Source organism: Burkholderia sp. LMG 13014 (assembly GCF_905232215.1).
Taxonomy (GTDB): domain Bacteria; phylum Pseudomonadota; class Gammaproteobacteria; order Burkholderiales; family Burkholderiaceae; genus Burkholderia.
In genome coordinates this window covers 1-3,279 of record NZ_CAJNKE010000629.1, presented here as the reverse complement: position 1 = coordinate 3,279, position 3,279 = coordinate 1, and the positions used below count along the sequence as shown (strand labels likewise).

The window sequence follows — 3,279 nt, the reverse complement described above, 5'->3', positions numbered from 1 at the left end:
GTCTGGATGAGTAAGTCATGTCGGTTGTCTCGTGGTGGAATGGAGGCGAAATGGTGTTGAGCACGCCGGGCCGGCGAGACAGCACTATCGACACTTTACGGTTACCTGACAAGCAACGATAATTGAGCGCTGACAAAAGAAATTCTTATGACCAAGCTCCGCCCTCATCTTCCGCTCAATGCGCTGCGCGCGTTCGAATCGTCGGCGCGCCACCTGAACTTCACGCGCGCCGGCCTCGAGCTCAGCGTGACCCAGGCCGCAGTCAGCCAGCAGGTGCGCTCGCTCGAGGAGCGGCTCGGCTGCACGCTGTTCACGCGGCTGCCGCGCGGCCTCGGGCTCACCGACGAAGGGCGCGCGCTGCTGCCGGTGCTGAGCGACGCGTTCAGCCGCATCGAGACGGTGCTCAAGCAGTTCGACGGCGGGCGCTTCCACGAGGTGCTGTCGCTCGGCGTCGTCGGCACCTTTGCCATAGGCTGGCTAATGCCGCGCTTGAAGCAGTTCGGCGATACGCACCCATTTGTCGAGCTGCGGCTGCGAACCAACAACAACGTCGTCGATCTCGCCGCCGAGGGCCTCGACTTCGCGATCCGTTTCGGGGAAGGCAACTGGCCGACGACGCGCAACGAGCGCCTGCTCGACGCGCCGCTCACCGCGCTGTGCGCGCCGGATATCGCGCGGCGCCTCGCGCAGCCGGCCGATCTCGCGAACGAAACGCTGCTGCGCTCGTACCGCACCGACGAATGGCTCGGCTGGTTCGAGGCCGCGCAGCTCGCACCGTGGGCGGTCAACGGGCCCGTGTTCGATTCGTCGCGGCTGATGGTCGAGGCCGCGATGCAGGGCGCGGGCGTCGCGCTCGCGCCGGCGCGCATGTTCGCGCGCGAACTGCGGCTCGGCCTGCTCGCGCGGCCGCTCGACATCGACGTGTGCGCCGGCGGCTACTGGCTCACCTCGCTGAAGTCGAAGCCGCTCACGCCGGCAATGACGCTCTTTCGCGACTGGATCGTGGCCGAAGCGGCCGAGGCCGAGCAGGCCGAATGACACGGCCCCGCTTGTCCACAGAAAGTGTTGGCAAGGATGTGGATATCCTGGGTACCCGGGACCTAAGCCCTTGATCGCGCACGAATTAGCGCGCCGAAGCAGACATCGGGCAGCCCGTGTGCACGGGCTTCGCACGCCGGCCTCCGACGGCCCGATCCTCAACTGTCACGACGCAATCGATTGCGAGTTATCCACAGAACATGTTGGCAAGCCTGTGGATATCCTTCCAATGCGGCGCGTAACACCCTGATACAAAAGGGGATTCAATACAGGAACCTTGCACGGTCAACCGTGTGGCAGCGCAAGCGCTTTTGCACGGCACGCGCCGTGCACCCGGCCGGAGGCCGGCCGGTTCTCCACAGATTGTGTTGGCAAGCTTGTGGATATCCTGCGCATCGGCCGCCTAACTCATTGAGCGCACGGGGTTTTGTGCTGCTTCTGCAGAATCGGGCAGCGCCGGCGCAGCCCGTGCGGCAAGCGCCGGCGCCCTCCGCGCATCAATGCCGGTCAAGCCCGCCGCGCAATTCGCTCGCCTTGTCGCGCAGCGCCTCGTAGCCCGAGCGTGCATGCTCGGGCAGGTCGGGATCGCCGATCAGCGCGCCGAGCGTTTCGATCAGGCTGAACAGGATGCCCTTCGCCGCGCCGACCGCGATGCTCTGCGATTCGATCGACTTGTGCAGGTGGTCGACCGCCGCTTCCAGATTCTCGAGCTTGTGCTCGCTGTCGTCGGGCCGGTTGTCGGTCGTCATCGTCTACCTCCGCCATCGTTCAAGGGTCATGTCACGATTCTATGCCGCTGCGCGCGAACGTGGCGCGACATCGCGCAACGTTCGTGCAGCACGACGCTACAGCACCGCGACCACCTTCACGCGACCCGGCTGCTCCGCCGATGCGACGACCTGGCCGTCGACGCGGCGGAAGGTGAGCGACACGGTTTCGTCGCCGACGCGCAGCGCGTCGATCCGCAGCCAGTCGACGCCTTCCGGCAGCGCCGGGCGCTCGACCCGCACCTCGTGGCGCGACGCGTCGATGCTCACGCCGAGGCAGGCCTGCAGCATCATGAACGGCGCACCGGCCGCCCACGCTTGCGGCAGGCAGGCCACCGGATACGCGGTCGGCGGTTCGCCGCGCCGGCGCGGGAACCCGCAGAACAGCTCGGGCAGGCGCATCTCGAAGCTCACCGCCGCCTCGAACAGCGCGCGCAGCAGGTTCACCGCGGCCGTCTTGTCGCCGTAGCGCGCCAGCCCGCGCGCGATCAGCGCATTGTCGTGCGGCCACACCGAGCCGTTGTGATACGCCATCGGATTGAAGCGCGGCTGGCCGGCCGCGAGCGTGCGGATGCCCCAGCCCGTCTGGAACAGCGTCGAGCCGAGTACGCCGGCGACCGCCGCGCCACGCTCGGCGTCGGGCAGCCCGAACGCGAGCAGGTGGCCCGCGTTCGATGCGAACACGCGGCACAGGTCGCCATGACCGTCGAGCGCGATACCGTAGAAATCGCCTTCCGGCATCCAGAACAGCGCATCGACCTGCTCGCGCAGCGTCTTCGCGCGCAATGCGTAGCGCGTGGCGTCGGCCGCGTGGCCGCGCCGGTGCGAGCACGTCGACATCGCATCGAGCGCCGCGCATGCATACGCCTGCACTTCGACGAGCGCAATCGGCCCGTCCGGGAAGCGGCCGTCCGCGTGGAACACCGAATCGTGGCTGTCCTTCCAGCCCTGGTTCGCGAGGCCGCGCTCCGACGTGCGCTGATAATCGAGCAGTCCGTAAAGATTGCGGTCGCACTTGTCGATCACCCATTGCGCCGCGCGCTCGAGCGCGGGCCACAGCTCGTCGATCAGCGCATCGTCGCCGGTGCGTTCGACATACGCGCCCGCGAGCACGATGAACAGCGGCGTCGTGTCGACACCGCCGTAGTACAGCGCGAACGGCACCTCGCCCGTCGCGGCCATCTCGCTGCGGCGGAACTCGTGCATGATCTTGCCGGGCTCCGCGTCGCGGAACGCGGAAGTCTCGCGCGCCTGGTGCTCGGCCAAAAACCGCAGCACGCCGCGCGCGAGCGACGGCTGCAGCCACAGCATCTGCAGCGACGTGATCACCGCGTCGCGGCCGAACGGCGTCGAGAACCACGGAATGCCCGCATACGGGTACGGCCCCGTGTCGAGCTGCGTCGTGAGCAGCCCGAGATCCGCGAGCGAACGATCGAGCCACGCGTCGAACAGCGGATTGCCGGTGTTCACGCGC

Annotated in this window: 3 protein-coding genes; 1 reads left to right on the top strand and 2 read right to left on the bottom strand. The window is 67.6% G+C overall.

Annotated elements, in window-relative coordinates; all coding sequences use genetic code 11:
* The first annotated feature begins 147 nt into the window (after window positions 1–147).
* Window positions 148–1,038: a beta-lactamase transcriptional regulator PenR gene (gene penR, locus JYJ84_RS32165; protein ID WP_122947710.1), complete on the top strand. Its 891-nt coding sequence runs from the start codon at window positions 148–150 to the stop codon at window positions 1,036–1,038.
* Between the two features lie 497 nt (window positions 1,039–1,535).
* Here penR and JYJ84_RS32160 read toward each other — a convergent pair whose 3' ends face one another.
* Both JYJ84_RS32160 and JYJ84_RS32155 read right to left on the bottom strand, forming a co-directional pair.
* The gene (locus tag JYJ84_RS32160; protein WP_011354368.1) at window positions 1,536–1,787 is read right to left on the bottom strand and encodes a hypothetical protein; all 252 of its coding nucleotides are present in this window, start codon (window positions 1,785–1,787) and stop codon (window positions 1,536–1,538) included.
* Window positions 1,788–1,883: 96 nt separating this feature from the next.
* Window positions 1,884–3,279: amylo-alpha-1,6-glucosidase (locus tag JYJ84_RS32155; protein WP_205189962.1), on the bottom strand; the 1,396-nt coding region annotated here is incomplete at its 5' end.